The organism is Neobacillus kokaensis, assembly GCF_014656545.1.
Taxonomy (GTDB): Bacteria; Bacillota; Bacilli; order Bacillales; family Cytobacillaceae; genus Neobacillus; species Neobacillus kokaensis.
Genome location: NZ_BNDS01000019.1, coordinates 1 through 26,501, shown reverse-complemented (window position 1 = coordinate 26,501; position 26,501 = coordinate 1). Strand labels below are relative to the sequence as shown.

Sequence of the window (26,501 nt, the reverse complement as noted above, 5' to 3'; positions counted from 1 at the left end):
TTATTTTTTTTGAAATTGATGTATAATAATACTATCAAATGAATTTAAATACAAAACAATGGAATTTAAGGAGCGTTATCATGGCAAAAGAGAAAATTGTTTTAGCCTATTCAGGCGGTTTAGATACATCAGTTTCAGTTAAATGGATTCAAGAAAAATATGGTTATGATGTCATTGCTTTAGGGCTGGATGTTGGTGAAGGTAAGGATCTAGAAGCAATAAAAACAAAAGCGTTAAATGTTGGAGCAGTTAAAGCTCACATTGTCGATGCGAAAGAAATGCTAGCACAAGAATATATTTTGCCAGCTTTAAAGGCAAATTGCTTATATGAAGGAAAATATCCTCTATCATCAGCACTTTCTCGTCCACTCATTTCAAAGCTGCTAGTGGACGTGGCGGAAAAAGAAGGGGCTGTAGCGGTAGCTCACGGTTGTACTGGTAAAGGGAATGACCAGGTACGTTTTGAAGTTTCCATCCAGGCTCTTAACCCAGACTTAAAAGTAATTGCTCCTGTTCGTGAATGGGGCATGACTCGTGACGAAGAAATTGCCTATGCTGAAGAACATGGTATTCCAATTCCAGTAGATTTAGATAATCCTTTCTCTATTGATGCTAACATCTGGGGCCGTGCCTGTGAAGCAGGTGTGCTAGAGGACCCATGGGCAGAAGCGCCGGAAGCTGCTTATGATTGGACCAATCCAATCGAAAAGACACCAGACGCAGCGGAGTATGTTGAAATTGAATTCGAACAAGGTGTACCTGTTGCACTTAATGGAGAAAAATTACCGCTTGTTCAATTAATTGAAACGTTAAATGAGCTTGGCGGCAAGCATGGTGTTGGTCGTATCGATCACATCGAAAATAGATTAGTAGGGATCAAATCCCGCGAAGTCTATGAAAATCCAGGAGCCCTAATTTTAATCAATGCTCATAAAGAGTTAGAATTTTTAACTTTACCACGTGAGGTTACTCAATTTAAGACACAGGTTGACCAGCATATGGCAAAGATTGTCTATGAAGGACTTTGGTACTCACCATTAAAAGCTGCACTTGATGCATTTATAGAAGAAACACAGAAAGTGGTATCAGGCACCATTCGTGTGAAACTTCACAAAGGAAATCATACGGTTGTTGGACGTAAATCCGTTCACAGCTTATATAATGAAGAACTGGCAACATATACAAAAGGCGATGCCTTCGATCACAATGCAGCAGTTGGATTCATTAAATTATGGGGTCTGCCAACAAAGGTTTACTCTGAAGTGAACAAGAAAGAAACAGTTTTGAAATAATGAGGGATGCCCCCGAAGTGATTCGGGGGCACTCTGCTTAAAATAATAGTGTCAATAACGGTGTCAGGCACCATGTGAAAAATTCACATGTTCAGCTTCAGCGCCTAGCCCCTCGAGTCATAAGCCAATCCCCCAAAAGGTTAAAAAACAACCTTTCGGCCGGCTTGTCTTATACTTGTCGGGGCTGACCGAGGCGCTTACGCTTTTCTTGGTGTCTGACACCGCAACACATAATTTAGGGGGAGCAGCAATGTCAAAGCTATGGGGCGGACGTTTTACGAAAGAGACGAACAAGCTGGTTGAAGAATTTACCGCTTCGATTTCGTTCGATCAAAAGCTGGCGAAAGAGGATATCGCCGGCAGCCTGGCGCATGTTCAAATGTTAGGCGAGTGCGGCATTATTCCTAAAGAGGACGCAGAAACCATTAAACAAGGTTTACTTAAAATTAAAGAAAAAGTAGACCAAAATGAAGTAGAATTTTTAGTAGAAGACGAAGATATTCATATGAATATTGAAAAACTATTAATTGAAGAAATCGGAGCAGTTGGCGGCAAACTACATACAGGCCGCAGCCGAAACGACCAGGTCGCAACCGATATGCATCTCTATTTGCGAACTAAAACGACTGAAATTATTAAATTGGTGGAAGACGTTCAGCTTTCCATCATTAAGCAGGCGAAAGAGAATATTGAAACATTAATTCCGGGATACACCCACTTGCAGCGGGCACAGCCGGTATCCTTCGCTCATCATCTAATGGCCTATTTTTGGATGTTCGAACGAGACAAAGAAAGATTAGTAGATTCCTTGAAACGCATCAACTGGCTTCCATTAGGCTCCGGTGCATTAGCAGGGACAACCTTCCCGATTAATCGGGGGAAAGTTGCAGAAATATTAGGATTTGAAACGATTTATCCAAACAGCATGGATGCAGTCAGCGATCGAGATTTTATTTTGGAGTTTTTATCGATTGGTTCTATTATTATGACTCATATCTCACGTCTTTCTGAAGAAATGGTTCTCTGGTCAAGCCAGGAATTCCAATTTATCGAGCTCGACGATTCTTTCTGTACAGGTTCAAGTATCATGCCGCAAAAAAAGAATCCAGACGTGCCGGAACTCTTGCGTGGAAAAACAGGGCGTACTTACGGCAACTTAATTGGGTTGTTAACCGTATTAAAGGGACTGCCTCTTGCTTATAATAAAGATTTACAGGAAGACAAAGAAGGTATGTTTGATACGGTAGAAACATTAGAAGGTTCATTGAAGCTATTAGCACCAATGATTGAGACGATGACCGTTAATAAAGATATCATGCGCAAAGCAATCAACAACGATTTTTCAAATGCCACAGATATTGCTGATTACCTAGTAACAAAAGGCCTGCCTTTCCGTGAAGCCCATGAGGTGATTGGGAAAATTGTGTTATATTCAATACAATCAAATAAATTCTTGCTTGATTTAAGCATGGAAGAATACAAGCAATTCAGCGATTTATTTGAAAATGATATTTTTGAAGTACTCGCCCCTGAACATGTTGTCGCTGTTCGCAACAGCTTCGGCGGGACCTCTCCAAATCAGGTTAAGCAACAAATTAAATTGGCAGAGGAAAAGATCCAACAATAACAAAGGTTTTGGCCCGCCAAATGGCGGGCTCTTCTTATATAAATTAGAAAATCTTGCCGTGTATACCACTTATTTATGTTGGTTATTTTTAATAGTTCAATTAATTTGTATAAAATACTAAAATAATAGATAATTTAAAGGAAAATATGATTTGGAGGTTAGATATGAAACTTAGAGTGTCTGTGGTGCAGTATCATCTGCATACGATTCAATCCTTTGAAGACTTCGCTGCTCAATGTGAGCATTATATAAAAACCGCTGAAGAGTTTGGCGCTGAATTTGTCCTCTTTCCTGAATTTTTTACAACCCAGCTGCTATCTATTGGCAATGGGAAGGGGCAAAGCCTGACCATCAATGACCTTCCTAACTTTACGGAGCAATACCGCAGCCTTTTTTCTAATTTTGCCAAACAAACCAATATGCATATTATTGCAGGAACACATATTATCGAAAAAGACGGTAAGCTGTATAATACCGCACATTTATTTTACCCTGATGGCCGGATTGGTGAACAAGCTAAGCTTCATATTACACCAACGGAAGTAAACGAATGGAATATGGCGGCAGGGGATTCATTTCAAATATTTGAAACAGATAAAGGAAAAATTGCGCTGCTCACTTGCTATGATATCGAGTTTCCAGAAATTGTCCGGATGGCTAAAGCTAAAGGTGCCGATATTATTTTTTGCCCATCATGTACTGATGACCGTCACGGCTTCCACCGGGTCCGCTACACAAGCCACGCCCGCGCTATTGAAAACCAGGTATATGTGGTCCTAACAGGAACTGTTGGAGCGCTTCCAACGGTTGATTTTATGCGTGCTAATTTTGGCCAGGCGGTTATTATTACACCTAACGATATTCCGTTCCCGCCAAAAGGTATTTTAGTAGAGGGTGAAATCAATAATGATATGGTTGTCACAGCCGACCTCGATTTAGAGCTTTTATATGAGGTGCGCGAGCGCGGCTCCGTTACAACATGGCGTGACCGAAGAACCGATTTGTATGTCGATTGGGAAAAATAATTTTTTTATAAAAAGGAAGTGGAAATGTGTATCGCAGCGAATTCTATGTATATGACCAGGACCGGCCTCTTCCGGTATGCATCCGCAATTATACGAAAGCGGATTTTGACCAGCTCATAGAGATTCAATCCGAATGCTTTCCTCCTCCTTTTCCAGAGGAATTGTGGTGGAATAAAGAGCAGCTGACTAATCATGTGACGCATTTTCCTGAAGGAGCCTTATGTGTGGAAATTAACGGCGAATTAGCTGGTTCACTTACAGGACTTTGTGTAGAATTTGACCCAAACCATTCCAGCCATACATGGGAGGAAATTACGGACTACGGTTACATCAGGAATCATGATCCAATTGGAAATACCCTTTATATTGTTGATATCAGTGTCCGCCCCAAATATCGAAAATTAGGGCTGGGAAAGCTGCTGATGCAGGCAATGTACCATGTAGTGATTGAAAAAGGTTATGACCGCTTGCTTGGCGGCGGGCGGATGCCCGGTTACCATAAAGCGGCTGACAAAATGACTCCTGAACAGTATTTGACGGCCATTATTAATGGAGAAACGAAGGATCCTGTCATCAGCTTTTTACTGCGTTGCGGACGGGTGCCATTGGGAATAGCAGAGAATTATCTTGATGATGAAGAATCACATAACAATGCCGTATTAATGGAATGGAAGAATCCATTCAAATAAGAAAAGCACAGGAACCCGCAGCAATGCTATTGGGCACCGAATTAAAAAAGGAGGCATACATAAAATGGAATACAATCGCATTACAAGTATTGACGATCCAAATTTTAAAAAGCTTCATGACTTAATGGGGCAAATCTTTCCGCCTGAGGAAGTACTAGAATATGAGTTGTGGAAAGAACCTTTAGAAGACCCAGGCATCCGTGTATTTGTGGCTGTTCACAACGACCAAGTTGTAGGCGCAACAGAATATCGTTATTATCAAGATTGGAATATTGCGATGACGGATTTCACAATTATCAGTCAACCTGGCCTCGGTCTTGGCCGCTTTTTAGCACAAAATCGCTTAAAGGATTTAAACCAGCTTGCGAAAGAAAATGGAAAAGTACTCTTCGGAATGTTTGCTGAAATTTATGACCCGTATAGAGTGGAAAATCATGAATTTGGTGGTGTGAAGGTAATGGACCCATACGTACGCCGTGAAGTTCTGTCACATTTAGGATATAAGCGTCTTGATCTTTCTTATGTTCACCCATCATGGGAAAATACGGGCGAAGCGGTCAACGGGCTTGATCTATGCTTCATGCCTTCTGATGAAGAGCTGCAGACACTGCCGGCATCCCTTGTAAAGGAATTCCTGACCACGTATTATTCCGTTTTATCCAATAAGCCGCAGGAATGGCTGAAGATGATTCAGACAATCGAGTCCAAGGAAGCCATTGATTTATTACCACTTTAAACTAAGAAACTATTGACATTATCGGTAGATTCAGTTAATATTTTCTTTAATTATTGGAAAATTAATAAAAGTTTAATATAAAACTCTTATCCAGAGCGGCGGAGGGACTAGGCCCTGTGAAGCCCGGCAACCTTCAAGGTAATCCTTGAAAAGGTGCTAATTCCTGCGGATCTATTTAGATCTGAAAGATAAGAGGAGGATTTTAACGGACCTCTTCTTATAGAAGAGGTTTTTTTATACAGTAAAGCATTTATGAAGGGGTGGAAGGTGAATGTCAGTTATAAAGGTGGCCATATTAGGCTTCGGAACAGTTGGTGAAGGAGTTTACAGGACAATTCAATCACATGCTGAAGAATTTACAGCTGTTCTTGGAAAAAAAGTTGAAGTAGCAGCCATACTTATTAAAAATAAGCAGAAGAAAAGAGAAGTAAGAGAAGATGTTCTCCTCACATCTGATTTTGAAGAGATTCTTGAGCTTCCCCAGCTTGATGTGGTCATTGAAGCAATCGTCGACAAAGAGCCGACCTTCACGTATTTGAAAAAAGCCATCGGCAGGGGCTGTCATATCATTACAGCAAATAAAGAAATGTTTGCCCATTATGGAAAGGAATTGCTTGAACTAGCAAAGGTAAACAATGTTTCGGTAGGATACGAAGCAACGGTTGCAGGCGGAATTCCTGTCATTCAAACGCTAAGACAGCTTTTAAAAATTAACCGTGTTTCATTAATTCAGGGAATTTTAAACGGGACTTCAAATTTTATCTTAACTGAAATGCGTGAAAAAAAGCAGTCGTTTGCCGAAAGTCTACAGCAGGCTCAAGAAAATGGGTATGCCGAAGCAGACCCAACGAATGATATTGAAGGTTTTGATGCCTTTTATAAAGCAATGATTCTTAGCAGAATCGCTTTTGGAGAAGAGCCGGATTGGCAGGATGTTGAGCGGCAGGGAATTACCTCGATTACGAGCGAGTTAATTACAGCAGCGGAAAAATTAGAGCTAAGGTTTAAACATGTGGCGAGCATCAGCAGGGAAGGCGGGCGTGTTGTAGCTGCGGTAAAACCAGTCTTGGTGGGCAATGAGAATCCATTCTATCATGTCGAAGGCGTTGAAAATGCAGTTAATGTTCACTCAGATATTGTCGGCAGAATTACATTGCAGGGGCCGGGAGCGGGAATGTTTCCAACTGCCAGTGCGATGATTGAGGATTTGGTTTATGTTTGTCAAAGCCGTTCGGGTGAGCGCAATATTGTTAAAAATACTGTTGAAATTTCTGAGACGTCTAAAGGGGAACAAAAAGAATATTGGCTGGTCCAAGGGCTTTCCAATAATTCGGGAGTTACTTGCATTGATGAGGTTTCTACAGGTATTAATCTTATCGAGTCATCTAAAAAGGATTTAGATTTGCTCGCCGGGCAGCATCCGGGAATTTGTTACTTCTCAATCCTCGGTGAAGTGGATTTGGCGATTTTAAATAAGGAAGCCGCAACGGTCATTTAGATTTATGAGGACTATGATCTCAAGATTCAAGCCACAAACGTTCTCAAGAAATACATTTCAAATTTAACCTATCAATAGCATCCAAATACAAGGATGCTTTTTTATTTTATCCAGAATATTATCCACTAAAAAAGTCCAGTATTTAAAAGTACTCCACAGACTTATGCACATTATCCACTGAAAATTCTGATTTGGATGTTAACAATAACGAACTATTGATTAACAAGTCATATTAGTGCTTTCTTAGGTCTGTCCACAACATCCAAATTTCCATAAAATACGTTAAGACATTAAGTTCACAATTTATTCAACTTTCTAACATTTAAATGTTAAGAAACTGTGAAAGCCGTTGTTTTTCCATAAAACGAGTAGTATATTATAAGTGTAGAGAAGATAGTGAAAGACTTCACAAACCTTCTCTATAAGTAACAGCTAGCTGATTAACTCTTATCAAAAATAAATCATTTGGAGATGATTGTGATGAGATGGTACAAAACCCCTATCGCAGCAGTTGTTTGGACGGTTTTGCGGATGTATCTTGGCTATCAATGGGTTATAGCAGGTTATCATAAAATTGCAGGTGGGTTCGATGCAGGCGGATTCCTGAAAGGGGCACTTGCCAATGCAGCAGGGGATCATCCAGCAGTGCAAGCTTGGTACGCAGATTTCTTACAACAATTTGCCATTCCAAACGTTGATATTTTTAACGTATTGATTCCTTGGGGCGAACTACTAGTCGGTATCGGTTTAATCGTCGGATTAGCAACTATTCCAGCCTTACTTGCCGGAGCCTTTATGAACTTGAACTTTATGCTTGCGGGTACAACTAGCACTAACCCAATTCTTTATACTATTGCCATGATACTATTATTCGCAGGTGCAGGTGCATACTATTTCGGACTTGATCGATTCGCAGTCCCTTATATTAAAGGCTTTTTCAAAAAAAATCAGACTAAAACGCTAACCCACTAACTCTTAAATGGATGGAAGAAGCAGGTCAAAGCTCCTGCTTCTTTTTTTAGGTCTATTTACGGTTTCTAACCCGCTGATTAGCTGCATTTGCTCTTGCTTGAGCTTCAAGGTCTGCACCGTCAGCCATCTCTTTTGAAAATTCCACATCCTGTCCGTCAGACTTCATGTTCTTTGGCACCTGTGGAAGTGAAGCTTTGTTTTTATCGCGTGATTTTTGTCCTCGTGAACGACCCATTACCGAAAACCCCTTTCACTATTAACTAATGAGAACCGAAAAGGTCCCGTTATTAGCTTCTACAATTTGCAGGGGTTCATGAATGGGAAAAACTTTCAGTTGGTTCAGTGTCAAATGCAAGAAATTTGGGACTATCCACCGCTTTCCGCAATAAAAACCTAATATACAAGTAACTATGTTATCCGCAACTAAAAAACGGCTCCTATCAATAGAGCCGCTGTAAATCTAGAGCTTTGTATTCCTATCCGAAAACCCGCCAGCTCGGTCTGCCATTTTAAAATCGCGCTGGTATAACACCTCTTGTGTGCTTGTTAAAGAATATTTTCCTTTACCCATGTCCTTTTTCTTCTTTCCACCCATCATGCTCATTCCCTTCAACAGTATTTGTCAATCGAACTAAAAGCAAAAATGGTACATTTCCCCGCTTTAACGGGCACTAATGACCCCTACATCAAGGATTTATATGTTTACAAGATTTTAGGAGGGATCAAACTGCCCGTAAAAGCCCGATTGGTTCAACTAACAATCAGCGGGGGTATCCCCCCGCTGATTGAAGTTTCACTTTATGTACTCAAAACCATTTTTGCCTTTAATGAGGGGAAAGATACTTTTTTTAATAAAAATATATATTTTTTGTAACAGTTTCGCTCCAAGTAATATGGTAAAGTATTGTTGAGGTGAGCATATGGCCATTATTACGAAAATCACCACGCAGCAGAAAAATCAGGACCGCTATAACATTTTCATGGATTATGGCAAAGGCGAGGAATTTGCCTTCAGTGTTGATAGCGATGTATTAATTAAATTTCAATTAAAAAAAGGAATGGAGCTTGATGAATTTTCATTAGTGGAAATTCATTATCAAGATGATATTCGCAAGGCCTATAATTTAGCCGTCCATTTTCTTGCAAGAAGGATTCGATCGGAAAAAGAAATCAGGGATTATCTCAATAAAAAAGATCTTGAACAACCTGTTATTCATGAAGTAATTCATAAGTTAAAAGGGCAGCATTACATCAATGATGCGGAGTTTGCCACTGCCTTTGTAAGAACGATGGCAAATACAACTGACAAGGGACCAGATCAAATAAAGCTTGAATTAAAAGAAAAAGGAATTGCAGAAGGGTTTATATTCACGGCTTTATCGGAATTTCCTAAAGAGCAGCAAATTGAAAAAGCAGTAAAGCTCGGGGAGAAATATTTTAAAAAGCCGTCAAAAGATTCCTTAAAAATTCAAAGGCAAAAGCTCGAGCAGCAGCTTATCCGAAAAGGTTATTCTTTCGAAGTGATTCAAATTGTTCTGCAAGAAACGGCAATTGAGGAAAATGATGAAGAGCTTGAAGCAATCAGATATCAGGGGGGGAAAATTCACCGGAAATATGCACAATATACCGGATTTGAGTACGAGCAAAAGATGAAACAGTCGTTATATCGCAAAGGTTTTTCGATAGAATTGATTGAAAAATTTTTATCAGAACAAGAAAAATCATGACAAAGGCGTCATGATTTTTTATTTTAATAATGATTTCTTTATTAATTTGATAAAAGAATTTATACTAAACTAAAGCGATATATGGGAGTTGAAAGAAATGCAGCAGGAGAAACGCTATAGTGATATGACAGAACAAGAATTATGGCAGGAAATTGCTACGCTCCAAGAAAAAGCCCGAAAAGCAGAGCAAATGGGTATCGTTAATGAGTTTGCAGTATTGGAGAGGAAAGTGCAAATGGCAAGAGCCTATCTACTTGATCCTAATCAATTTAAAGCCGGGGAAATTTACGAAATTGAAGGCGCTCCAGGGGAATATTTCAAAATTGATTATATGAATGGTGTATTTGCTTGGGGTTACCGTACGAAAGGTAATGGCACAGAAGAGGCGCTGCCAATCTCTTTATTAAAAAAGCTTAACTAATGATGGACAAACCAGAGAAAGCTTTGCTCTGGCTTGTCTTTTTTCTAAAAAATTACTTCCACACTTGCGGTGACTCATCATCTCGTTCGCCGGAAGCCCGCATCCGTTCTTGTGGATGAGTATTAATAGTTCCGTCCGCTCTTTTTGATGCATATTCCGCTTTTGCCCGCGGTTCTCCCTCAAGCTTATTATTGTTTTGGTTTGGGAAATTACGCTGTTTATTTCTCATGCTATACCTCCAAGTAAGGGAATGAGAAACGTGAAAAGCAAGGTGCTCTTTGCTATGCTTATCACGTAAAGTTAGTATTTACTTAAATTCTGTACTTATGTTAAAAGAAAATGGCAACGAGGTGTACGAATGAACGACTATCATGAACGACTGGTAAAATTATTACTTAAAAAAAACGACCATCTCTCCTACTATCAAGCACGAACCTGGGTCGAACTGTTATGGGATGATTTTGAAACGACCTTTGCGAAGGCGGGAGAGGAATACATGGGAAGTGAAATGACAGAAAGAATTGTTAAACAATGGATTGAGAATTATGGAGACAAACTTCATGAATTCACTGCAACAAATCCGAAATATAAGCACTTTCTTGAGCAGGATAAAAATACGTTGCATTAAAAAAGCGGTGACAGATTTGTCACCGCTTAAATTTATCCTGGAATAACCCCTAATTTCTTTCTTAATTTTTTTTCGCTAAACACCCAGCCGGTATATGATCGAATCGGCTGTAACTCAGAATCCAATTGAACGACTGCAACAAAAGGATAATGTCCATTGCTTCGGTAGCGTAAATCAATAAAACGAACCTCGTAATAATCATCGTATTCATCCACTTCCCATCGGTAAACTGGTGAGAAGGAGAGAAACGCAGAAATATTATGATCCTTTTTAGCTGCTTCAATGACAGGTGTATTTGGCACTGGTATCCGTTTAAAACGATCAAGAATTTCTACTTTGCCATCAACGGACCTGCCGACAAAAAAGATATTTTCATTCATCGCAGCAATGCGCCATTGATGGAACTTCATCGTAGGGGCAACAATAATTTCTGTTGCATCAGGAATAAGAGATCTTACTTCCACTAGTACCCGCTTTCTAGTTTGATATCGCTTAATATAATAGCCGAGGATAATGGTGTACATCACTAAAAACGTAAAACCTGGATGTGCTCCTAATATCCATGCAATAATTCCTAGAACATGAATTGCAAAAATAAATGGGTCAAACGTATTAATCCAGCCAAGTGCTACCCATTTGGAATTAAATGGACGAAGTGCCTGGGTCCCGTAAGCATTAAAAATATCCACAAAGACATGGATAAACACGGCAGCAAAAGTCCAAGCCCATAAATGCAGCAAGTTAGTTCCTGGAAAAAACGGATAAATGATAGCAGTGAGTAAAAGCGGCCATAAAATCACTGCCGGGATGGAGTGGGTAACTCCTCGATGATTTCTAATATAAATGGCATTATTTCTTAATTTTAAAACAGTATCAATATCTGGTATTTGTGAACCAACAATAGTGGCGATTAAAACACTAGTTGTCGTAACATGGCTGCTTGCGACCGCTGGATCAAGTGTTGCCAGTCCGCCAAGCGCAATACCCATTACAACATGAGTTCCAGTATCCAAACTTGTTGCCTCCTTCAGAATCTTGTCAAAATCAACAAAGTGGATTATTCTTTTACGAGTTACTTATTATTATATACCCTTTTCATTGTTTGTTTATCAAAATGGAGGAAAAAGTTATGTCAAATGAACTTGAAAATTTAAATAAAATCAATATAAATTCCTTTCAGAATGATTTAATTTCTTGGTTTAAAAGAGAACAGCGTGATTTACCATGGCGGAAAGACCAAGACCCCTACAAAGTCTGGGTATCGGAAATCATGCTGCAGCAAACAAGAGTCGATACAGTTATTCCGTATTTTAATCGTTTTATCGAATGGTTCCCAACAATCGACGACTTAGCAGATGCTGATGAAGATAAGATCCTCAAAGCATGGGAAGGTCTCGGTTACTATTCAAGGGTGCGAAATTTACAATCAGCGGTAAGAGAAGTGCGGGAGACTTATAATGGTGTGGTTCCATACACTCCTGAGGAGATATCCAAACTCAAAGGTGTGGGACCTTATACTGCCGGGGCAATTTTAAGTATTGCTTATGGAATTCCTGAACCTGCAGTGGATGGCAATGTGATGAGGGTGCTTTCACGAATTCTATCGATTTGGGAGGATATTGCTCGTCCAGCATCGCGTAAGGTATTTGAACAGGCAGTACGCAAACTTATTTGCCATGACGACCCGTCTGCCTTTAATCAGGCATTGATGGAACTAGGGGCATTAATTTGCACACCAACATCTCCTGCCTGTCTGTTATGTCCAGTTCGAGAGCATTGCCAAGCATTTGAAGAGGGAGTGCAAAATGAACTGCCAGTTAAAACGAAAAAAACAAAAACGCGTCATGTACAGTTGGCTGCCGCTTTACTAGTGGATGATCGAGGTAGATTTTTAATTCATAAGCGACCTGATACTGGGCTGCTCGCAAATTTATGGGAATTTCCTAATGTTGAAATTGAACATCCGGTGGAAGGTGAGAGAGGGCATGTCGACGAACTTTTTCACACCTCGCTAGGCTTGAAAATTAAATTAGGAAAAATTATTGGTCAAGTGGAGCATGTTTTTTCCCATTTAATTTGGAATATCAAAGTTTATGTTGGAAAGATAAATAGCGAATATGAGGAAAGCTGTGATTGGAAGCTTGTTTCGATAAAAGAAATGGAACAGTATGCTTTTCCAGTGCCTTACCAAAAGATGTTTAAGATGTATCTAAATCAAGAGAAATAAAAAGCATTGGCTACCGTTCGATGTTATAGTATCCTTCTTCGGTAGCCAATAACTTAAAATCACATCTGCAGTTCCTTAGTCCCCCCGCGATTTTGTATCTCATCCATAATCTCTCGATGAATCGTCTGCCCCTCAGTATTTAAATAAGGCATCATCTGCTGTAAGGCATGATGAAAATAACCCAGCTCCACATCTTTCCAATCGGTAATCGACATCATTGACAGCTCTGTCATATCTCGCCCTGCATACATCGTTTCATACTCCTTTCAAAGCCATTATCGAGATTAGTTTTTTGTATATCCATTGTCTTCTATGCACAGAAAAGCTAAAATGATAGCATCACTTTTAAAAGGGGCAAGGAATTTTATGACACAAAAAGTAGCATTAGTTACAGGCAGCAGTCGCGGAATTGGTAAAGCGACTGCCATTAAGCTCGCTCAAGAAGGATACGATATTGTCATCAACTACGCTAGAAGTAAAAAAGGGGCATTGGAGACTGCTGAACAAATTGAAGCACTAGGTAGAAAAGTGTTAATTGTAAAAGCGAATGTCGGAGATGTCAGCAAAATTAAAGCGATGTTCGCACAAATAGAAGAAGAATTTGGCCGTTTGGATGTATTTGTTAATAATGCAGCATCCGGGGTTCAGCGTCCGGCAATGGAGCTTGAAGAATCGCATTGGGATTGGACACTAAATATCAACAGTAAGGCGCTGTTATTTTGTGCCCAAGAGGCTGCCAAGTTAATGGAGAAAAGCGGCGGAGGTAAAATTGTCAGCATCAGTTCACTAGGTTCCATTCGTTACTTAGAAAACTACACTGCTGTGGGAGTATCGAAAGCAGCTCTTGAGGCCTTAACAAGGTACTTAGCTGTTGAATTAGCCTCAAAGAACATTGTTGTTAATGCTGTTTCCGGTGGAGCGGTTGATACAGAGGCATTGAAGTCATTTCCGAACAGGGAGGAACTTCTTCAGGAAGCAGCAGAAAAAACACCAGCGGGAAGAATGGTGGAAATAGAAGACATGGTAAATTGCGTCATGTTCCTGCTATCTGATCAATCAAATATGATCAGAGGGCAGACAATTATTGTAGATGGCGGGATTTCACTGCTTGTTTAATTTTCGATAATTTTTTAGGATAATCTCCACGAACCTGGGTAAATTAAACTCGTGGAGGTGATATCAATGGCTAAATTCAACCAACAGCCAAACAAAACTTCTGCTGGAACTAACATCCAGGAAGTGAGACAGCAAAACGCACAATCTGCGGGTGCAGGTGCTGCAGGACAATTCGGTACTGAATTTGCAAGTGAAACAAATGCTGCAGAGGTAAGACAGCAAAACGCTCGTTCTGCACAAGCAGGCGGTGCTGGATCATTTGGCACTGAGTTTGCAAGCGAAACAAATGCTCAAGAAGTAAGACAACAAAACCAACAAGCAGAATCCCGTAAAAACCAAAATGCCGGTAAATTCGGCCAAAGCTAATAACTATACTTACGACGAAGGCGCTCATCAATCGGATGGGTGCCTTTTTTTTTCTAATATCGCAACATATATCAAGGGGCGTTTATTTCGAAATTTCGACAAAACCTCTCTTCAGTTTACAGAAAAAGTCAAAGGAAATTGAGGATTATTTAAAGAATACATATAGGAACTAAAAATAAGGCGGTGAGGAAATGAATGATTTTAATCGATTAGTTTCTGAACAGATGGCAACAATGGAAAAATTACTGTTTCTACAGGCAGAACTGGAACGTTGTCAACAAATTGAAGCGGAACTGCTCGCTTTACAAAGTGAAACAGAACTTGAAAGTATTCAAGCCGACATTCAACTAATGAAAAAAGAATTAAAAGAGATTCAGACCATTTTTGAAAAACAAACAGAAGAGGTCATTGATTCCTACCGGGAAATGAACTTAACTCCTTCTTGATAAAACAATTTTTTACAAAGAGCCATGGGAAATATGGCTCTTTTGTTTTAAATTCTACTCACAAACGTTATAATAATAAGAAAAGGACTTTTCTTTGTTGCCTTTTGTCGGTGGAATTATAGGTAAGATAGGTTGCAAAGGTTCGAAAATGAAGGTAGGGGAGAAAATGGGCGTACCCATCGAAGGTGAACCAATACAAATACATAGCTATAAACACAATGGGCACATCCATCGCGTCTGGGAAGAAACAACCGTTTTAAAAGGATCACAAAATTTAGTGATTGGCGGGAATGATCGGACATTGGTAACGGAATCAGACGGCAGGACCTGGATCACAAGGGAACCTGCAATTTGTTATTTCCATTCGCAATATTGGTTTAATGTGATTGGCATGATTCGTGAAGATGGTATTTATTATTATTGTAATATCAGTTCACCTTTTATTTTTGATGGTGAAGCACTGAAGTATATTGATTATGATCTTGATATTAAAGTGTACCCTGATATGACCTTTAATTTGTTGGACGAGGATGAATATGAACGTCATCGGCGTGAAATGAAATATCCCGCTGTCATTGATCAAATTTTAAAACGAAATGTCGATAAACTGATTCAAATGATTAGGCAGAGAACAGGTCCGTTTGCTCCAGATTTTATCGATATTTGGTATGAACGTTATTTGACGTACAGACGTTAGAGGACAAGGGGGGAGCACACTAAAAAGTAAATTGAGTCAAATTAAGTATGTTGCTCGTATTTATTTTATGACTTAAGAAAAGTGGTTAGCTCTGCTCGCACGTCTTTTTTTAAAACGCCTGTTGACTTGTTCAACAGGCGTTTTCAATGTACAAGAGAAATAAGGAAGGGGGGGCTTTTCGTTTGGATAGTATTCGAAGGTATCTTTCATTTGTAAAACCGTACCGCTGGCAGATTATTGTTACGATTCTCATAGGGGTTATTAAATTCTCTATCCCGCTTATTCTTCCAATGTTGATTAAGTACGTTATTGATGATATTGTGCAAAATCCCGATTTAGCTGGCAATGAGAAACTCCATAAATTAATGGTCATTATGGGGGTCATGATTGTTATTTTCATCGTACTTCGACCGCCGATTGAGTATTACCGGCAATATTTTGCCCAATGGACATCCAATAAAATATTATTCGACCTTCGTGATGCGATGTATAAGCATATTCAAAAGTTGAGCTTTAAATATTATGCCAACACCCGTGCAGGCGAAGTTATTTCACGTGTCATTAATGATGTAGAACAAACAAAAACCTTTGTCGTTACTGGCTTAATGAATCTATGGCTCGATATGGCTACAATTATTATTGCTATTATTCTTATGTTTTCGTTGAATGTGAAGCTGACGATTGTTTCCATTTTGCTTTTTCCACTTTATGCTTTTTCAATTCGTTATTTTTTCGGCAAGTTACGCTATTTAACTCGAGTTCGTTCCCAGGCACTGGCGGAGGTTCAAAGCTATTTGCACGAACGTGTACAAGGGATGCCTGTCATTAAAAGCTTTGCCATTGAAGAATATGAACAAACTCAGTTTAATAAAGTGAACTATAATTTTTTAGATAAAGCATTGAAACATACAAGTTGGAATGCTAAATCGTTTGCTGCCGTTAACACCATAACAGACATCGCTCCATTGCTTGTTATCGCTTATTCTGCCTACCTCGTAATTCAAGGCAATTTGACGTTAGGAACATTGATGGCGTTTTATGCTTATATTGATAAGCTTTATAATCCGTTAAGAAGATTGGTTAACTCGTCGACAACGATTACCCAATCGTTTGCGTCTATGGACAGGGTATTTGAATTTTTAGATGAAAAGTATGACGTGGTTGATGACCAGAATGCCATTGAATGCAGGCAAGTGAAGGGTGATATTGCGTTTGAAGCTGTTTCTTTTTCTTATAACGAAGGAGAGGAAACGGTGTTGAAGGATATTAATATCCATGTGAAAAAGGGAGAAACGATTGCACTTGTTGGCATGAGCGGCGGCGGTAAGTCTACTTTTGTCAGTTTAATTCCACGGTTTTACGATGTGACAGAAGGAAACATTCTGCTGGATGGAATGGATATCAGAAAGTTTAAGGCTCAGTCATTACGAGATAAAATTGGAGTTGTTTTTCAAGATAATATTCTTTTTAGTGAATCTGTCAGGGAGAATATTTTACTCGGAAAACCGGATGCAACTGAAGAAGAAGTCATAAACGCGGCTAAAGCAGCCAATGCCCATGAGTTTATTTCGAATCTTGCGGACGGATACGAAACAAAGGTCGGGGAACGTGGTGTCAAGCTTTCCGGCGGTCAAAAACAAAGGATTGCAATAGCTCGGGTTTTCTTGAAAAATCCGCCGATATTAATTCTAGATGAAGCAACTTCTGCCCTTGATTTGGAGAGTGAGCATTTAATACAGGAATCACTGGAAGAACTGGCCAAAGACCGGACGACCTTTATTGTTGCTCACCGACTATCTACGATTACCCACGCTGACCGAATTGTTTTAATTGAACATGGCCGGATTGTTGAAGTTGGAAAACATGATGAGCTGATGGCGAAGCAGGGGAATTATTATAAATTATTTCAGGTACAACAATTGGAACAAAAAGAAACCGAGGCGGATTAATCTCGCTTCGGTTTTTTCTTATTCATTTTCCTCGCCTTCAATCGATATTTCATTGTGATGATAGGAGTGGAAGCTGGTGATAAGTGTATCGAGATGCTCCACCTGCTCGCCATAATCAATAATAGAGGCGATAATTTGCATCATATGGTAGATATGAGGCTGCTGCTCCTGGCCGGAAAGTTGATTTTGAAAGGTTAAAAAGAAATTGAATAATTCTTCTTTATTTAAATTATCATTTTCCTCGGGATATGGTGGTGGTGTAGGAATTTTCCCGATAAATCTAAGCATGAGATGTTCATGATGGTACACCAAGGAATCCAGCTGTTCCTGTGTTGCCTCCTTAAAATCCTCCGGAAGCTGCAAAAGTTCATTTTCATAGCGATGGATTCGCTTCAACGTATCAAGTGCTTTTCTAGCTGCAATCGTCATCTGCCTGTATACAACGAGCTTACGAGATTTTTCTAAATCATTCTTTTTAAAAAAGCTTCTTTCCTCTTTGTACATTTTATAAAACTGTTCCATGGACTGGATGTTTTCTTTTAGTTTTTTAATATCCGCTTTCAGCAGCTGATGATCATAATTATGACGAATGCTGAGGCGAATCCACTTGATAGTTTCTTCGGTTGTACTTACGATTTTTACATAAAGCTTATTTTCATATTTTGGCGGCATAAAAACTAGATTCACAATAAACGCAGAGAAAACCCCGACCATAACGGTAGAAAAACGAATTCCGGCAAACTCAATAAAACTCATATTTGTAGTTTCCATTATAGAAATGAGGGTTACCAGGGAAAGTCCAATTGTATTCTCAAGTTTTAATTTAAGATGAAGGATGATGACAATGATGGCCGCAAGTCCGATAACAATAAAATGATTACCAAGCAGCAGAACAAAAACGACCGCGAGAATCGCGCCGATTACATTCCCTTGAATTTGTTCAATAATTGTTAAATAGGTCCGGTAAATGGTCGGCTGAATCGCGAAAATCGCAGCGATTGCGGCAAAGACCGGTGAAGGTGAATGCAGCATCTGTGCAATATATAATGATAAAACAATAGCAATTCCCGTTTTTAAAATGCGGGCTCCTAACTTCATGTTTAAGTATTATCCTTTCAAAAATGGTTATTTATAGTTTCTTACCCTTAAATAATAATGTACTATACATGGATTAAAACATATTATCAAGAAAAATTATATGAACAATTATCAAATTGTTGCAGAAAATGAATGAAAAAAATAAAACGTCCGCAAAATGTGCGCGGACGTTTCATGGAGACTAAAACAACCAGTTATTCAGCTTATAAAGATGAAAATGCGTTTCTTACAGCATGTAATGTCGCTTCAATATCTTCTTCGGTATGGGCGATCGTAAGGAACCAGGCTTCGTATTTCGACGGTGCTAAATTTATTCCTTGATGGAGCATAAGTTTAAAGAATTTCGCAAACATTTCACCATTGGTATTTTCGGCCTGCTCGTAATTTTCAATTGTTTCGTTTGTGAAATAAATCGTAAGGGCCCCTTTTAAGCGATTAATGGTAATATCGATACCATTTTCGTTAGCTGCTTCTAAAATACCTTCTTCAAGCATTGCACCCAGACGATCGAGATAATCGTAGACCCCTTCTTGTTGTAATATTTCAAGGCAGGCGATGCCGGCAAGGATTGAAGCTGGATTACCTGCCATTGTTCCCGCTTGATAAGCTGGTCCAAGAGGAGCTACTTTTTCCATAATTTCTTTCTTGCCGCCGTAAGCGCCGATTGGCAGCCCGCCGCCAATGATTTTTCCCATTGCGGTTAAATCAGGTTTTATGCCCAACAAATCCTGTGCACCACCATACATAAAGCGGAAAGCGGTAATAACTTCATCATAGATAACTAGTGCTCCGGCAGCATGAGTCAGATCATTAACCTGCTCCAAGAAACCAGGGTTTGGTTCGACAATTCCGAAGTTGCCGACAATTGGTTCTACTAAGACTGCGGCAATTTGGTTGCCCCATTTTTCTAGCGCCTGCTTAAATGGTTCAATATCATTGAATGGTACAGTAATGACTTCTTGGGCGATTGATTTTGGCACCCCTGCAGAATCCGGTGTTCCGAGTGTAGAAGGACCGGAACCGGCAGCGACTAGGACAAGGTCTGAGTGACCATGATAACAACCGGCAAATTTAATAATTTTATCACGGCCAGTGTAAGCACGGGCAACACGAATGGTTGTCATTACGGCTTCTGTACCAGAGTTAACAAAGCGCACCTTATCAAGGGAAGGGATCGCCTCTTTTAGCATTTTGGCAAATTTCACTTCATGTGGTGTCGGGGTTCCGTAAAGGACTCCTGTTTCCGCAGCACGTTTGATTGCTTCGGTGATATGCGGATGGGCATGCCCGGTTATAATGGGGCCATATGCAGCAAGGTAATCGATATATTGGTTGCCGTCGACATCCCAGAAGTAGGCCCCTTGGGCGCGCTCCATTACGACCGGAGCCCCGCCGCCGACCGCTTTATAGGAACGAGATGGGCTGTTGACACCGCCGACAATATGTTCTAATGCTTCGTTATGTAACTTTTGCGAATTAGAAAATTGCATGATTTTTCCTCCTGTCTTTTTATCAATTCTTATTCTATCACTTTTTTTCTGTTTTAACTTTTCGACTTTTTTAACTCGCAGATAAAGGGTGCAAACTCGCAGATATATTGATACAACCTGCAGATATCTACCTCAACCCCGCAGATAAACCTCCCATGAGGCATGACAGTTGTGTTCCCTTCCTTCTTTAGATAAACTATTTGATTAGGTATGTATCGGGAGGTACAAAAATGAAGAATGCAATTGAAGTAAATAATTTACGAAAAGAGTTCAAGGCGTATTCAAGCCGCTCTGGCTTGAAGGGGGCGTTTCGGGATCTTTTTACACGAAATTATAAAGTGGTTCCTGCTGTAAATGATATTAGTTTTTCGGTTAAACAAGGAGAAATGGTTGGTTACATCGGAGAAAACGGTGCAGGTAAATCAACAACGATTAAAATGCTGACCGGGATTTTAACCCCGACCTCAGGCCAAATCACCGTCAACGGGATGAATCCCCATAAAGAAAGGGAAAGATTTGTCCAGACAATCGGTGTCGTATTCGGGCAGCGCTCCCAGCTATGGTGGGATATTGCCGTTCAAGAATCCTTCCGTCTGCTCAAAAAAGTATATAAAGTGACCGATGAACAATATGATGACCATATGCAGCATGTAATTAAAACATTAGATATCGAGCCGCTTTTGGATAAACCCGTCCGCAAACTATCGCTCGGACAGAGGATGAGATGTGAACTGGCAGCTGCGTTGATTCATAATCCACCGCTGTTGTTTTTGGATGAGCCAACAATCGGTCTTGATGTTCTCGTGAAGCTGAAAATCCGTGAGTTTTTAAAAGAAATCAATGAAAAATACAATACTACGATTCTTCTTACAACACACGATTTGTCTGATATCGAGGCATTGTGTGACCGGGTGATTATGCTTGATGCCGGCAAGGTAATTTATGATGGAGCTTTAAATGACTTAAAGGAAAACTTGGCCGATGGGAAGGAGCTTCATTTTCAGTTTCTTGAGAAGGTGGACCTTCCTGCGGTGAAGAAGGTGACCGGCGGACTGCCAGTAAAGTGGGATTACGATGAGAAAGAGCAGGTGTTTATTGCTAATCTCGACAATGACGACCTTTTAATTTCACAAGTGATCGCGACAGTTGTGGCTGCTTTTAAAATCAAGGACATTAAAATTAATGAGACTTCAACAGAAGAGATTATTCGTAATATTTATGAAAAGGGTGCGGTCGAAGTTGGATAAATACTTGGAGATGATACGAGTCCGCTTTTTGATGATGCTCGCATACCGGACTAACTATTACACAGGAATTTTAATTTATAGCATTAATATTGGTGCCTATTATTTTTTATGGACGGCAATTTACGGCGGCAAAGAGGAAATTCAAGGCTTGTCTGTTGTGCAGATGACCACTTATGTGGCAATTTCCTGGATGGCAAGGGCGTTTTATTTTAATAACATTGACCGAGAAATGGCAATGGAAATTATGGAGGGGAAAGTCGCTGTTGAATTAATCAGACCATACAATTATCTTGGGATGAAAACGATGCAGGGGCTTGGTGAAGGGATCTTCAGGTTGTTCTTCTTTTCACTGCCGGGGCTTGTAATCGTGTATTTTATTTTTCCGATTCGTTTCACTTGGGATTTAGGTGTCTGGGGGTTATTTGCTCTTTCCATTTTGCTGAGCTTTTTTATTAATACGCAGCTGAATCTCCTAACAGGTATTACGACCTTTTTCTTATACAATAATGCCGGTTTGATTCGTGCGAAACGGGTGATCATTGATTTATTTTCTGGGCTGCTCCTGCCGATCAGTTTCTTTCCCGGCTGGGTTCAGTCCATCATGAAATTTCTGCCGTTTCAAGGGATCAGCTATGTGCCGAGTATGATTTTTACACAAGGATTTACAACACAAGAGGCATGGGCAGCCATCGGCCAGCAGTTTATTTGGGTCATCGTTTTAATCATACCAATTCAATTGCTTTGGCATATCGCTAAGAAACAGCTGGTCATTCAAGGGGGATAAAAGGTGTTTTATGTATCAATGTTTTTTCAATATATCTCTCAATATGTAAAAACAAGACTTCAATATCGAGCAGATTTATTTGTTGAATTTTTATCTGACTTAATGTCGCAGGCTATTAATCTTATTTTCATATTGGTTGTTTTTGGCCATACTGATTTGCTTGGCGGATGGAGCCGGGATGAAATTATCTTTATTTATGGCTTTTTCCTTGTACCATATGCTGTTTTTTCTGCGTTTTTTAACATTTGGGATTTTAATGAACGGTATATAGTTAAAGGCGAACTCGACCGGATTTTAACAAGACCAATTCACAGCCTGTTTCAAATCATCCTCGAGCGGATTGAATTGGAGTCGCTGTTGGGAGCAGTTACTGGAATCGCGGTTATGGTATATGCCGGAAGCCGTTTAGGGATAACACTAACATGGTATGATCCGTTATTATTTATTGTTTTTGTCATTGGCGGTGCCCTTGTGTACGGTGGGATCTTTGTCGTGCTTGCCTGTATCAGCTTTTGGGCCGATGCCAAAACATCTATCATGCCGATGATGTACAACATCAGCAACTATGGCCGTTACCCAGTAAATATTTATAATAAATTAATCCGCTTTGTGCTGACATGGATATTGCCGTTTGCCTTTGTCGGAGTCTACCCTGCCTCATTCTTTTTAGAAAAAGAAGAATGGTATTTGTATGCTTATTTAACACCGGCGATTGGAGTAGTCTTTTTTAGTCTATCGGTCTTTCTGTGGAATCAAGGGATCAAAAAATACCGTGGTGCGGGGAATTAAGGTGTCAGGCACTATGTGAAAATTTCACATAGTGTCACTGACACCTTTTCTCTTTAACGATATATTATTGGTCAAGCCTGCATAGTAATAGAGTATCCCCCGTTTAGAGGTGATCTTGAGTGATTATTTTCTTGCTGCCAATTGTTTTGTTTTGCATTTTTATGAGTATACGAACTTTGTTTATTCCAAATACGATTAAAGGAAAATTAGTTTCTGTCGATAATTTCTTTTATTTATGTACCGTTTACTTAACGGTTATTATTGGTTTTGGGTTAATTTATTTAATTTTGCAATTAATGGGAATGGCTGTTCTTGCCGAAGCAAATCATGAGAACCGTTACAATATTTTTGAAACGAGCTTTTATTTCAGCGCGATGATGCTTTTTTCTGTAGGGAATGGAGATGTCATCCCCCTAGGCATGGGGAGAATGATTGCCGCATCAGAGGCATTAATCGGCTACACTTTGCCCGCTGCCTTTGTTGCCAAAGTCATGTTTGACAGGGAAAAATAAGCAGGAAAGTTGTTTTGTTTCTTGACTTTGGTTAGGCTAGTGATAGGGATATTTTTCAAAATGGAGTGAAGATGATGACAGTGGAAATAGGTAAACAAGCACCTGATTTTACTTTAGAAGCACAAAATGGAGAAAAGATAACATTATCAAATTTAAAAGGAAAAAACATTGTTCTTTATTTTTATCCAAAGGATATGACGCCAGGATGTACAACAGAGGCCTGCGATTTCAGAGATCAATATGAACAATTTAATGATGTTAATGCAATAATCCTTGGGGTAAGTCCAGATCCTGTGGACCGCCACCAAAAGTTTGTCGAAAAACATGGCCTGCCATTTCTGCTACTAGCTGATACCGAACATCAAGTTGCTGAAAGTTATGGTGTTTGGAAGCTGAAGAAGAACTTTGGCAAAGAATATATGGGGATTGAACGCTCGACTTTTATTATTGATAGTGATGGCAAACTTGCAAAGGAATGGAGAAAAGTACAAGTAAAAGGGCATGTAGAGGAAGCGTTAACCTACATCCGGGAAAATCTAAAATAATTTCCAGCCTATTTTTCCGAGAAAAGGCATTTGTCCAATGCAATTAAGCTTGAATTGAATATCATTTTATTAGGGCATACCTCCTCAGATAAAAATTTTGGGTCCTTCATAGGACCTCTTTTTATTGCCAAAAAGTCTAGGGGATATGAAGGAACTTTTATTACCTACTAAATCCGAGGATAGAATGAAAAAAACTAGGGAAATTTCTAGGAAGAGAAATATTTAAAAAAGTTTATCATACAATACAAGCAAACATTCATTCATAAGATTCATTATGTTTCGGGTATTACAATATTGACAAACGTACTAATTAATTAGTAAACTAATTATAACAATTATAATCTAATAATATGTTTTAGAAAAGAGGTGCATGGCGATGAATCAGCTAAAAGAAGCGTTGGATACCCTTAAGGATACTGGAGTAAGAATTACTCCACAACGTCATGCGATACTTGAATATTTAATAAACTCGATGTCACATCCTACAGCAGATGAAATTTATAAAGCCTTAGAAGGTAAATTCCCGAATATGAGTGTGGCAACAGTTTACAATAATTTACGAGTATTTCGTGAAGTTGGACTTGTAAAGGAATTAACCTTTGGTGATGCCTCAAGCAGGTTTGATTTTATTACAACCCACCATTACCATGTGATATGCCAGCAATGTGGAAAGATTGTTGATTTCCATTATCCTGGTTTAGACGAGGTAGAGCATTTGGCTTCTCATGTGACGGGTTTTAAGGTAGATAACCACCGAATGGAGATTTACGGAATCTGTCCTGATTGTACAGGAAAAGAAGTACATTGAGTAAAATAGTAAAAAGGCGGTATAACTTTGATGGTTGAAATAAACCATGGAGTTACGCCGCCTTTTTTTTATTTGTAAGATTTTTTATTATATTTTTCATCAAACTCTTTGCCAACCAAATTTTGATCAAGCGTCAATGGTTCACGGCAATGCATACACATATCCACTCTGCCCAGCATTTTTGTCGGTTTCCCGCAGCTTGGACACTTTACCTGAATAGTCTTTGTCGAAAGCATTCCAATCCAGAAGTACACCACAGTACTGGCAATTACAAAAAGGAGTCCCAAAATCATAAAAATGGTCATAATAAGTGGTGAGGTTCGAAAATAAATGCCGACATACATTACAATAAAGCCGATAAAAATTAAAGAAAGTGCAAAAGTACGAATTTTATTAATTTTACTTGAATATTTCGCCATGTTTCATCCTCCTAGAGAAACTATACCATATTTATTTTAAAAGGGAAAAAGAGATACAATTTGAAGAATGTCGAAATTTGTCTTAAATTTTAGAAGGAGATTTTTTTTAACTGTCGAACATATATTGCTAGCAAGAAAAATGGAGGTATCATGGAATGGAAGACATTCTTCGGCCCATTTACCAAGAAAGGGCAAGCCAATTAAATACCTTAGGAGTTTTATTGGTAGAAAAAAAGGAAAAAACAATACTCACGACAGATTCATTTGATGTTATTCTTTTAATTATCGTCAAAGAGGCAGATCAGCCGGTATTTATAAAGCATTATACATATGACCAGCAAAAAGCTGCCATGCACATTATTACAAAAGCACAGTTAAAGGAATGGCTCCTATTAGGAACCAACCGCAAAATATTTGAGTGGCTTCATCATGCAAAAATAATATTCGATCGGAACGAATATGTCGCAAATTTAAAAACAGAACTACAAGAGTTCCCCTTTAACGGTCGAAAAGTCAAAATGGGCTTGGAATTTGCAAAGCTAATTCGCCGTTATGTGGACGGAAAAACGCTATTTGAAAACAAACAATTCTTAGATGCTTACAACCATATTGTACATTCCTTACACCATTTAGCGAGGCTTGCAGTAATTGAAAATGGAATGCATCCTGAACTAACAGTATGGCGGCAGGTAAAACAAATTGAGCCGGAAATTTATAAATTATATGAAGAACTGGTTAACAGTGAAGAGACACTTGAACAAAGACTCGAGCTTTTGTTCCTGGCAAGTGAATTCTTGATTCACTCAAGAACGGAAATGGGCTCCGCTCATTTAATTGAAATACTTAGCTCGAAGGATTATTGGTTGTTTAATGAGATGATGAGTGAACAGGAGTTAATTCCTTACTCTGTTGATTTATCAGTCTTGCTCGAGTATTTAATTGACAAACATTTATTAGAAATTGTTAATATTGAAACTAAAGGTCATGGGATTTTTCACCGATGTTACCGCATAAATAATAAATTATCGTAAAAAAGTTAAAAAAGTGTTGACCATTGAGTAAATACTTGATATATTAATAACCGTCGCTGCGAAATAATTAAAAAGCTTTCGTAGCTGGCGGTTGAAAATAAGGTGTTGACATTCTAAATCACCTTATGATATATTATAAAGGTCGCTTTTGAGCGATTGAAAAAATGTTGGATAAAGGAAAAAGAAAACAACCAACAAAAATATTGTTCCTTGAAAACTAAACAAACAAAAACGTCAACAAACAATAATAATTAGTTTCTTATGAAACTAAGCCAACGTAACATTTTTGAGCTAATCAACTTTCTTGGAGAGTTTGATCCTGGCTCAGGACGAACGCTGGCGGCGTGCCTAATACATGCAAG

General features: G+C 39.1%; 31 protein-coding genes, 1 rRNA gene and 1 riboswitch. Of the genes, 24 read left to right on the top strand and 8 right to left on the bottom strand.

The genetic code is table 11. The features are described from left to right. Positions 1-80: 80 nt before the first annotated feature. From IE222_RS18485 to IE222_RS18455, 7 genes are all read left to right on the top strand, one after another. On the top strand, positions 81-1,292 hold the full coding sequence (locus tag IE222_RS18485; RefSeq protein ID WP_191275394.1) for an argininosuccinate synthase: 1,212 nt from the start codon (positions 81-83) through the stop codon (positions 1,290-1,292). Between the two features lie 250 nt (positions 1,293-1,542). Further along, entirely contained in the window at positions 1,543-2,919 is a 1,377-nt protein-coding gene (gene argH / locus IE222_RS18480) for an argininosuccinate lyase (protein ID WP_191275392.1), read from the top strand. A gap of 164 nt (positions 2,920-3,083) precedes the next feature. Continuing rightward, positions 3,084-3,944, top strand: a complete 861-nt coding sequence (locus tag IE222_RS18475; RefSeq protein ID WP_191275390.1) for a carbon-nitrogen hydrolase family protein — start codon at positions 3,084-3,086, stop codon at positions 3,942-3,944. A gap of 26 nt (positions 3,945-3,970) precedes the next feature. Further along, positions 3,971-4,633, top strand: coding sequence for a GNAT family N-acetyltransferase (locus IE222_RS18470; protein WP_191275388.1), 663 nt, complete (start codon positions 3,971-3,973; stop codon positions 4,631-4,633). 64 nt (positions 4,634-4,697) lie between these two features. Beyond that, on the top strand, positions 4,698-5,369 hold the full coding sequence (locus IE222_RS18465) for a GNAT family N-acetyltransferase (RefSeq protein ID WP_191275386.1): 672 nt from the start codon (positions 4,698-4,700) through the stop codon (positions 5,367-5,369). Between the two features lie 83 nt (positions 5,370-5,452). Continuing rightward, a riboswitch (SAM riboswitch) is annotated at positions 5,453-5,564 on the top strand. A gap of 76 nt (positions 5,565-5,640) precedes the next feature. Continuing rightward, complete coding sequence (locus IE222_RS18460; protein ID WP_191275384.1) at positions 5,641-6,867, top strand: homoserine dehydrogenase; 1,227 nt, start codon at positions 5,641-5,643, stop codon at positions 6,865-6,867. 480 nt (positions 6,868-7,347) lie between these two features. Continuing rightward, positions 7,348-7,839 carry a DoxX family membrane protein gene (locus IE222_RS18455; RefSeq protein WP_191275382.1) on the top strand — a complete coding sequence of 164 codons (492 nt, stop codon included), beginning with the start codon at positions 7,348-7,350 and terminating at the stop codon, positions 7,837-7,839. Positions 7,840-7,891: 52 nt separating this feature from the next. On the opposite strand, the gene IE222_RS18450 is transcribed toward IE222_RS18455, so the two are convergent. Both IE222_RS18450 and IE222_RS18445 read right to left on the bottom strand, forming a co-directional pair. Next, positions 7,892-8,074 (bottom strand): YfhD family protein, encoded by a 183-nt coding sequence (locus tag IE222_RS18450; RefSeq protein ID WP_191275380.1) that lies wholly within the window; start codon positions 8,072-8,074, stop codon positions 7,892-7,894. Positions 8,075-8,299: 225 nt separating this feature from the next. Continuing rightward, on the bottom strand, positions 8,300-8,434 hold the full coding sequence (locus tag IE222_RS18445; RefSeq protein WP_191275378.1) for a YfhE family protein: 135 nt from the start codon (positions 8,432-8,434) through the stop codon (positions 8,300-8,302). A 325-nt stretch (positions 8,435-8,759) separates the two neighbouring features. Between IE222_RS18445 and recX the strand changes: the two genes are divergently transcribed. Both recX and IE222_RS18435 read left to right on the top strand, forming a co-directional pair. Next, positions 8,760-9,566, top strand: coding sequence for a recombination regulator RecX (recX, locus tag IE222_RS18440; protein ID WP_191275376.1), 807 nt, complete (start codon positions 8,760-8,762; stop codon positions 9,564-9,566). A gap of 97 nt (positions 9,567-9,663) precedes the next feature. Next, entirely contained in the window at positions 9,664-9,987 is a 324-nt protein-coding gene (locus IE222_RS18435) for a YfhH family protein (RefSeq protein ID WP_191275374.1), read from the top strand. 52 nt (positions 9,988-10,039) lie between these two features. On the opposite strand, the gene IE222_RS18430 is transcribed toward IE222_RS18435, so the two are convergent. Further along, positions 10,040-10,216: a small, acid-soluble spore protein K gene (locus tag IE222_RS18430; RefSeq protein ID WP_191275372.1), complete on the bottom strand. Its 177-nt coding sequence runs from the start codon at positions 10,214-10,216 to the stop codon at positions 10,040-10,042. 129 nt (positions 10,217-10,345) lie between these two features. Here IE222_RS18430 and IE222_RS18425 point away from each other — a divergent pair, with 129 nt between their 5' ends. Continuing rightward, on the top strand, positions 10,346-10,615 hold the full coding sequence (locus IE222_RS18425; RefSeq protein ID WP_191275370.1) for a YfhJ family protein: 270 nt from the start codon (positions 10,346-10,348) through the stop codon (positions 10,613-10,615). Positions 10,616-10,647: 32 nt separating this feature from the next. Here the strand turns inward: IE222_RS18425 and IE222_RS18420 are convergent, their stop codons facing one another. Further along, complete coding sequence (locus IE222_RS18420; RefSeq protein ID WP_191275368.1) at positions 10,648-11,628, bottom strand: metal-dependent hydrolase; 981 nt, start codon at positions 11,626-11,628, stop codon at positions 10,648-10,650. A gap of 116 nt (positions 11,629-11,744) precedes the next feature. Here IE222_RS18420 and mutY point away from each other — a divergent pair, with 116 nt between their 5' ends. Beyond that, positions 11,745-12,842: an A/G-specific adenine glycosylase gene (gene mutY / locus IE222_RS18415; protein WP_191275366.1), complete on the top strand. Its 1,098-nt coding sequence runs from the start codon at positions 11,745-11,747 to the stop codon at positions 12,840-12,842. A 59-nt stretch (positions 12,843-12,901) separates the two neighbouring features. On the opposite strand, the gene yfhS is transcribed toward mutY, so the two are convergent. After that, positions 12,902-13,093 carry a mother cell protein YfhS gene (gene yfhS, locus IE222_RS18410; protein ID WP_191275364.1) on the bottom strand — a complete coding sequence of 64 codons (192 nt, stop codon included), beginning with the start codon at positions 13,091-13,093 and terminating at the stop codon, positions 12,902-12,904. Between the two features lie 115 nt (positions 13,094-13,208). Here yfhS and fabL point away from each other — a divergent pair, with 115 nt between their 5' ends. From fabL to IE222_RS18385, 5 genes are all read left to right on the top strand, one after another. Next, entirely contained in the window at positions 13,209-13,958 is a 750-nt protein-coding gene (gene fabL / locus IE222_RS18405) for an enoyl-[acyl-carrier-protein] reductase FabL (RefSeq protein WP_191275362.1), read from the top strand. 66 nt (positions 13,959-14,024) lie between these two features. Continuing rightward, positions 14,025-14,324, top strand: a complete 300-nt coding sequence (locus tag IE222_RS18400; RefSeq protein ID WP_191275360.1) for a gamma-type small acid-soluble spore protein — start codon at positions 14,025-14,027, stop codon at positions 14,322-14,324. 191 nt (positions 14,325-14,515) lie between these two features. Next, a complete protein-coding gene (locus tag IE222_RS18395; RefSeq protein ID WP_191275358.1) occupies positions 14,516-14,770 on the top strand; it encodes a YgaB family protein in 255 nt (84 codons plus the stop codon). A 166-nt stretch (positions 14,771-14,936) separates the two neighbouring features. Next, complete coding sequence (gene ntdP, locus IE222_RS18390; protein ID WP_191275356.1) at positions 14,937-15,467, top strand: nucleoside tri-diphosphate phosphatase; 531 nt, start codon at positions 14,937-14,939, stop codon at positions 15,465-15,467. Positions 15,468-15,649: 182 nt separating this feature from the next. Further along, positions 15,650-17,416 (top strand): ABC transporter ATP-binding protein, encoded by a 1,767-nt coding sequence (locus IE222_RS18385; RefSeq protein WP_223282799.1) that lies wholly within the window; start codon positions 15,650-15,652, stop codon positions 17,414-17,416. Positions 17,417-17,434: 18 nt separating this feature from the next. On the opposite strand, the gene IE222_RS18380 is transcribed toward IE222_RS18385, so the two are convergent. Continuing rightward, a complete protein-coding gene (locus IE222_RS18380) occupies positions 17,435-18,514 on the bottom strand; it encodes an FUSC family protein (RefSeq protein ID WP_191275353.1) in 1,080 nt (359 codons plus the stop codon). A 203-nt stretch (positions 18,515-18,717) separates the two neighbouring features. Then, positions 18,718-20,004, bottom strand: a complete 1,287-nt coding sequence (locus tag IE222_RS18375; RefSeq protein ID WP_191275351.1) for a glutamate-1-semialdehyde 2,1-aminomutase — start codon at positions 20,002-20,004, stop codon at positions 18,718-18,720. A gap of 230 nt (positions 20,005-20,234) precedes the next feature. Between IE222_RS18375 and IE222_RS18370 the strand changes: the two genes are divergently transcribed. From IE222_RS18370 to perR, 6 genes are all read left to right on the top strand, one after another. Continuing rightward, positions 20,235-21,251, top strand: a complete 1,017-nt coding sequence (locus IE222_RS18370; protein ID WP_191275349.1) for an ABC transporter ATP-binding protein — start codon at positions 20,235-20,237, stop codon at positions 21,249-21,251. Then, positions 21,244-22,035: an ABC transporter permease gene (locus IE222_RS18365; RefSeq protein ID WP_191275347.1), complete on the top strand. Its 792-nt coding sequence runs from the start codon at positions 21,244-21,246 to the stop codon at positions 22,033-22,035. Before IE222_RS18370 ends, IE222_RS18365 begins: the two co-directional genes overlap by 8 nt. A gap of 3 nt (positions 22,036-22,038) precedes the next feature. Further along, positions 22,039-22,824: an ABC transporter permease gene (locus tag IE222_RS18360; RefSeq protein WP_191275345.1), complete on the top strand. Its 786-nt coding sequence runs from the start codon at positions 22,039-22,041 to the stop codon at positions 22,822-22,824. A gap of 119 nt (positions 22,825-22,943) precedes the next feature. After that, on the top strand, positions 22,944-23,336 hold the full coding sequence (locus IE222_RS18355) for an ion channel (RefSeq protein WP_223282798.1): 393 nt from the start codon (positions 22,944-22,946) through the stop codon (positions 23,334-23,336). 74 nt (positions 23,337-23,410) lie between these two features. Continuing rightward, entirely contained in the window at positions 23,411-23,881 is a 471-nt protein-coding gene (gene bcp / locus IE222_RS18350; RefSeq protein WP_191275341.1) for a thioredoxin-dependent thiol peroxidase, read from the top strand. A 370-nt stretch (positions 23,882-24,251) separates the two neighbouring features. Next, positions 24,252-24,689 (top strand): peroxide-responsive transcriptional repressor PerR, encoded by a 438-nt coding sequence (perR, locus tag IE222_RS18345; RefSeq protein ID WP_191275339.1) that lies wholly within the window; start codon positions 24,252-24,254, stop codon positions 24,687-24,689. A gap of 68 nt (positions 24,690-24,757) precedes the next feature. Here the strand turns inward: perR and IE222_RS18340 are convergent, their stop codons facing one another. After that, the gene (locus IE222_RS18340) at positions 24,758-25,108 is read right to left on the bottom strand and encodes a YgzB family protein (protein WP_191275336.1); all 351 of its coding nucleotides are present in this window, start codon (positions 25,106-25,108) and stop codon (positions 24,758-24,760) included. Positions 25,109-25,263: 155 nt separating this feature from the next. On the opposite strand from IE222_RS18340, the gene IE222_RS18335 reads away from it, so the two are divergent. Both IE222_RS18335 and IE222_RS18330 read left to right on the top strand, forming a co-directional pair. Next, positions 25,264-26,139 carry a nucleotidyltransferase-like protein gene (locus IE222_RS18335; RefSeq protein WP_191275335.1) on the top strand — a complete coding sequence of 292 codons (876 nt, stop codon included), beginning with the start codon at positions 25,264-25,266 and terminating at the stop codon, positions 26,137-26,139. A gap of 301 nt (positions 26,140-26,440) precedes the next feature. After that, positions 26,441-26,501: ribosomal RNA gene (locus tag IE222_RS18330) — 16S ribosomal RNA — on the top strand; the annotation flags it as partial.